Origin of the sequence: Pantoea sp. ME81, from assembly GCF_903970985.1 — a bacterium.
In the GTDB taxonomy this organism is placed as follows: Bacteria; Pseudomonadota; Gammaproteobacteria; order Enterobacterales; family Enterobacteriaceae; genus Pantoea; species Pantoea communis.
The window spans coordinates 1-5,921 of record NZ_CAJCKS010000237.1; the positions used below are offsets into that span (position 1 = coordinate 1).

General features: G+C 54.7%; 8 protein-coding genes. 2 read left to right on the forward strand and 6 right to left on the reverse strand.

The features are described from left to right. The 6 genes from H7A81_RS25020 to tesA all read right to left on the reverse strand — a co-directional run. The coding region (locus H7A81_RS25020; RefSeq protein ID WP_370529994.1) for an NfeD family protein at positions 1-257 on the reverse strand (257 nt) is incomplete at its 3' end. Beyond that, positions 257-1,171 (reverse strand): SPFH domain-containing protein, encoded by a 915-nt coding sequence (locus tag H7A81_RS25025; RefSeq protein WP_034828210.1) that lies wholly within the window; start codon positions 1,169-1,171, stop codon positions 257-259. The genes H7A81_RS25020 and H7A81_RS25025, both read right to left, overlap by 1 nt. Before the next feature lie 63 nt (positions 1,172-1,234). Beyond that, complete coding sequence (locus H7A81_RS25030) at positions 1,235-2,089, reverse strand: co-chaperone YbbN (protein ID WP_182059067.1); 855 nt, start codon at positions 2,087-2,089, stop codon at positions 1,235-1,237. A 79-nt stretch (positions 2,090-2,168) separates the two neighbouring features. Continuing rightward, complete coding sequence (locus H7A81_RS25035) at positions 2,169-2,942, reverse strand: SDR family oxidoreductase (protein ID WP_160832660.1); 774 nt, start codon at positions 2,940-2,942, stop codon at positions 2,169-2,171. 87 nt (positions 2,943-3,029) lie between these two features. Continuing rightward, positions 3,030-4,091, reverse strand: a complete 1,062-nt coding sequence (locus H7A81_RS25040) for an acyltransferase (RefSeq protein ID WP_182059068.1) — start codon at positions 4,089-4,091, stop codon at positions 3,030-3,032. A 244-nt stretch (positions 4,092-4,335) separates the two neighbouring features. Then, a complete protein-coding gene (gene tesA / locus H7A81_RS25045; RefSeq protein WP_224934094.1) occupies positions 4,336-4,962 on the reverse strand; it encodes a multifunctional acyl-CoA thioesterase I/protease I/lysophospholipase L1 in 627 nt (208 codons plus the stop codon). On the opposite strand from tesA, the gene ybbA reads away from it, so the two are divergent. Together ybbA and H7A81_RS25055 are read left to right on the forward strand one after the other, a co-directional pair. After that, the gene (ybbA, locus tag H7A81_RS25050) at positions 4,930-5,616 is read left to right on the forward strand and encodes a putative ABC transporter ATP-binding protein YbbA (RefSeq protein ID WP_160867904.1); all 687 of its coding nucleotides are present in this window, start codon (positions 4,930-4,932) and stop codon (positions 5,614-5,616) included. The genes tesA and ybbA overlap by 33 nt on opposite strands. Next, the coding region (locus H7A81_RS25055) for a hypothetical protein (RefSeq protein WP_255479043.1) at positions 5,613-5,921 on the forward strand (309 nt) is incomplete at its 3' end. The genes ybbA and H7A81_RS25055, both read left to right, overlap by 4 nt.

Here is a 5,921-nt window from a genome sequence, read left to right on the forward strand (position 1 = left end):
GTCCTCTCCCGTCCGCCACCCCGGCGGTAGCGCATCCAGCGATACCAGAAGTAGACACACAGCAACGTCAGCACCGCGAACAAAATGCCCTGATGCGTCCACGAGAACGGGAAAAGCCATTCAATCAGGCCGACCAGCACCGCCGCTAATCCACTCCACAGCAGATAACCGCTGGTGCCGAGCATTTCAGCCGCCAGCAGCAGGCCGCCCAGCGTCAGCCAGAACCAGTGCGGATGGGCAATCAGCTCAATCAGGATCACGGTTTACGCTCCTGACGGCTCTCCTTCAGCAATTCGCCGATCCCGGCAATAGAACCCAACAAACTGCTGGCATCCAGCGGCATCATCACGACTTTGCTGTTATGAGATTCACCGATCTTCTGCAACGCATCGGTATATTTCTGTGCCACAAAGTAGTTCACCGCCTGAATATCGCCTGCGGCAATCGCTTCCGATACGGCACGCGTGGCGTTGGCTTCCGCCTGCGCCTGACGTTCACGCGCTTCGGCCTGCAGGAAGGCGGAGGTACGTTCACCTTCGGCTTTCAGAATCTGCGACTGCTTGTCACCTTCAGCACGCAGTATCGCCGCCTGGCGCACGCCTTCTGCGGTAAGGATGTCAGCACGCTTGGTACGTTCGGCTTTCATCTGCGCATTCATTGCCGCGATTAATTCCTGCGGTGGACGCACGTCACGAATTTCGATGCGGGTGATCTTCACGCCCCACGGATTGGTGGCTTCATCGACGATGTGCAGCAAACGGGTATTGATGTTATCGCGCTGCGACAGCATCTCATCCAATTCCATGCTACCCAGTACCGTACGGATGTTGGTCATGGTCAGATTGAGGATCGACAGCTCAAGATTGCTGACTTCATAGGCCGCGCGCGCAGGATCAACCACCTGAATAAAACACACGGCATCAATGGTGACGTTGGCGTTATCTTTGGAGATGATTTCTTGCGAGGGGATATCGAGGACTTGTTCCATCATATTGATCTTGCGACCAATACGATCCATGAACGGCACGATCAAACTCAGGCCGGGGGGCAGGGTTTTGGTGTAACGACCAAAACGTTCCACCGTCCACTGATAGCCTTGTGGCACAATTTTTACACCGGCCCACACCGTAACGAGTGCGAGCACGATAATGACGGGAATGACAGTCAACATATAACCTCCTGGTTGTCAGATTGTCGGGCCGAATCGTTCGGCCCGTTGCACGCGCGGTACCGATCAGTACAGCAGCGAGTACAGCTGGCGGCGATAGCGCGTGGCGAGTGCATCGCCTGTGCCGAGCGCGGCCAAAATCTCCTGGAACATCTTACGTACCTGACCTTCTCCGGCACTGAGATCGCTCTTCAGGAAGCTGAACAGCAGATCCAGTGCTTCTTCGTTACGGCCCACCTGGTGCAGCTGTAAAGCAAGTTTAGCAGCCAGCTCCGCATTCGCGGGCTCACTGGCCAACTGTTCCTGCAATTGCTGGATCTCTGGAGTATCCGCAGCTTGTTTCAGCAGTTCGATTTGCGAAACCAGGCTCTGATAGCGGGTATCCTGATCCTGTAAGGGCACCACTGCCAGCACGGCTTCGGCTTCATCGCTGCGGTTCAAAGTCATCAACACTTCTGCCAACAGGAAACCAATTTCACTGTTCTGGTTGCTCAGCGCCCAGGCATCTTTCAGCAACGGCAGCGCATCCAGCGGTTTGCCTTCTTCCATCAGCTGCATCGCTTGATGGGTTTTGATCTCTTCTTCACGCGGCAGCACTTTTTGCAGCAGCGCGCGGATCGCCTCTTCCGGCTGCGGGCCCTGGAAGCCATCCACCGGCTGCCCGTTCTGGAACAGGTACACGGTTGGAATCGAGCGCAGACCAAACTGCGATGCCACCATCTGCTCTTTATCACAATCCAGTTTGGCCAAAATGAACTGACCCGCATACTCCTGTGCCAGACGCTCCAGCACCGGCGTCAGCTCCTGACAGTGTTGGCTGCGATCGGACCAGAAATAGAACAGCACCGGCATCTGCGTGGATTGTTCCAGCGTCTGGTGCAGGTTGGATTCGTTGATGTCGATAATCAAAGCGTGTGACATGAATACGTCTCTTTGCAGAAAGTGTGTTGAGAATATGGGGGCAAGCTGCCCCGCTTCAAGTTCAAATCTAGCTTGTCGATCAGTTGCTGCGCAAGATGCGATCCAGCATCCAGCCCGGTAACAGGCGTTTCAGCAGGCTCATTACCCATGCGACCAGCGTCACCGGATAGCGCAGGCGCGGATGTTTGCTTTCCAGCGCGTGACGCAGCTTGGGCAAAATGGCTTCCGGCGGCAGGGTGAAGCGTGCGGCAATGCCGGGATTGCGCACCGGTTTGTCCTGCTCGCCCTGATGCACATTATCGGTGAAACGCGTGGCAATCGGCCCTGGTTCGATCAAGCTTACGCGCACGCCGGAAGCGCGCACTTCCATGCGCAGCGCATCGCTCCAGGCTTCCAGCGCCCATTTGCTGGCGGCATAGGCACCGCGCCCGGGCGTGGAGATCAGCCCTAGCACCGAGCTGGTATTGATAATACGCCCATTGCCGCTGGCTTGCAGGGCAGGCAGCAGGCGCATCGTCAGTTGGTGCGTACCAAACAGGTTGGTGGAGAACTGCTTTTCCAGCTGCGCGCGCGAGACGCTGCTCAACGGGCCATATTGACCAAAGCCGCCGTTGTTGAACAGGCCATGCAAGCGATGCTCGCACAATTCCAGAATATGGTCGGCTGCGGCATCCACGCTGGCTTCATCATCAAGATCGAGCAGCACGCCAATAAAGCCCAGCGCCTCCATGCGCGCCACATCATCCGCGCGACGGCAGGCGGCAATCACGCGATAACCGCGAGACTGCAAATCGTTGGCGGCCGCTAAGCCAATACCGCTGGAGCAGCCGGTGATGAGGATATTTTTTTGCATAATCACTGTAAGGCTGTTTGAGATTGATAACAGATTCAGTGATTTGTACTACTGGCGTCAACCTTTAGTTATGGCCAACCCGGATGCTTAAGCGCGTGGTTTGCTGAGTGCGTTGAATGGCCTTTCAATGTACTTCCATGCCAGCCATGCCAAAAGTAATGAGAGGACGACCGAGACACAAAATCGCCAAGGCCCATCTTCAATCCCCAGACCATTCAAACGTTTACCTAGCCCTTGATTCATCAAGGTGTGTACGAGGTAAAGTGAAAATGAGATATCACCTAACATCAGCCATGCGCGTGGGATAAACTTCCCAATTTTCTCTTCTGAAGCAATGGCGAATAAGAGAACAAGTGCATAAATCCATCCTGAACCGGTTAAGCCATGCCCGACAAACAGCCCATGGCTAAAAAGCGCAGCCATCATGACTACCGAAGCAGTAAACATGATCAGCATCAGGTTAGCGTTGAGTTTACGCAGCAGCGGTTCACTTAGCCCAATGAGCATGCCGACCAGGAACAATAAAATCATCGGATTGGTGACAAGGTTTAGCTTTGCACTGCCGAGATCATAACCTTGTTCTGCGAGGCTTAAGTCTTTCCCGGCAAGCCAGGGGATGGCGAACAGTGTTAAGACGAACCAAATTGCGATAGCGAAAGCCCGACGTGGTAATCCCAGAAGCAATCCCACCGCAAGATAAAAGTAGAGTTCATAATTCAGGGTCCAGCGAATGCCATACATGCCACTGTCATCCACATAAAAGGGACCGTGCTCAGGATATATCGGCTGAAAGGTGAGCGCGCTTATAAGGTTCTGGGTTTTATCCGCATAATGGAAGGTGCTCATGGCGCCAGAGAGCAGAAAGGTAATGATCAGAATAATGTAGTACGCCGGTAATATACGGAAGAGGCGGCGCTTCAAAAAATGCACCGTTCCTGAAAACGTGGCGGGTGTCGTTTTTAAGGTTAAAACAATCACAAAGCCGCTAATCAGAAAAAACAGGTCAACACCGTTGGCCCCCCAACCAAATAATGCGTCTCCCAACCCTGGAGACGTTGCATTGATATTCCATCGGAAGTGGAAAAACATCACGCTGAGGGCAGCAAATCCCCTAAGCGCGTGCACACTTTTAAAATAACTCGCATTCATTTAATCATTCTTAACTGTGGTGGCCAGCTGTCAGTAGACGGCTTGAATTGTGCCCTTTTATATCATTGCGTTAAGGGTGTGACCACGAAAAGTTAAGAGTGCAAAGAATTAGTAAATAATGATTTGATTTAGGTTAAATGTGTGATGTTGCGCACCGCCAGGTCTGCTGATGCGCATGATGGGTATTGGTGCTGACGTTGCCCGGGTTTGCATTTCTTTACCTGTTAAAAATCACACGCCTGCTTTAATTCTGCTTTACTAGCGGAGCCAGTTCGTTGGCCATCAGATTGGCGATAAACGGCTGCGCATCCGGATTGGGGTGAATACCGTCCTGCTGCATCCATTCCGGCTTCAGATAGACCTGCTCCATAAAGAAGGGCACCAGAGGAATGTTGTACTGCTGTGCCAGCTGCGGATAAATCGCGCTAAACGCTTCGGTATAACGACGTCCATAATTAGCGGGTAAACGAATTTGCATCAGCAGCGGCTGCGCTTTAGCGGCTTTGACTTCGTCGATCACTTTACTCAGATCCTGCGCGATATTGGCAGGCGGGAAGCCGCGCAAGCCATCGTTACCGCCCAATTCGATTAACACCCAACGGGGTTGATGCTGTTTTAATAGGCCAGGCAAACGCGCCAGCCCTTGTCCGGCGGTATCTCCGCTTATGCTGGCGTTAATAATCTGGGGCTGCTGTTGCCAGGTTTTATTGAGCAGGCTGGGCCATGCCGCAGTGGCGGACATGCGATACCCGGCGCTCAGGCTGTCGCCCAGTACCAGCAAGGTATCGGCGGCGGCGATGCGGGACACCAGCAGAAGCAATAACAACAGGAAGGGATAATGCCAGCGGAAAACATTGTTGCAGTTCATCATCTTACTAAGTCCGTCGGTCAGGGAGAGCATCAGCTGACCATCCTTACCGGAGTTGAGCTGGTTGTCAAACCAGCTGAGACCATTGCGCTGATTGGCGAATCGGGTTCCGGCAAATCCACATTACTGGGCATTCTGGCCGGGCTGGACGATGGCAGCAGCGGCGAGGTCAATCTGCTCGGCCAGCCGCTGCATCATATGAACGAAGAGCAACGTGCCGCGTTGCGCGCGCGGGAAGTCGGCTTTGTGTTCCAGTCCTTTATGCTGGTGCCAACGCTCAATGCGCTGGAGAACGTGCAGCTGCCTGCCTTGCTGCGCGGTGACAGCGATCGCGATAGCCGCGCCCAGGCGGTGGATCTCTTAACGCAACTTGGCCTGAAAGATCGTCTGCATCATCTGCCCGCGCAGCTTTCCGGCGGGGAACAACAGCGTGTGGCGCTGGCACGCGCGTTTAGCGGCCGTCCCGGTTTGCTGTTCGCCGATGAACCGACCGGCAACCTGGACCGCAAAACCGGCGATCGCATCGCCGACTTACTTTTCTCCCTCAACCGCGATTTCGCCACCACGCTGATTCTGGTGACGCACGATGAGCAACTGGCGGCGCGCTGCGATCGTCGGCTGCGTCTGCGCGATGGCAAGCTGTGGGAGGAGACATGATTTGGCGCTGGTTCTGGCGTGAATGGCGCTCGCCGTCGCTGCTGATTGTCTGGCTGGCACTGACGCTGGCGGTGGCCTGCGTGCTGGCGCTGGGCTCGATCAGCGATCGCATGGAGAAAGGGCTGAGCCAGCAGAGCCGTGATTTTATGGCGGGCGACCGTACCCTGCGCAGCAGCGCGCCCGCGCCGGAAGCCTGGCCGGATCGGAAGGGGCAAAGCCGTAATTCCGGTCCAATTAGAAAACCCGCGTACCCCCCTCTTCTTGTAGAAAGAAAAATCAATATTGAACCGACACTCTCGTACATC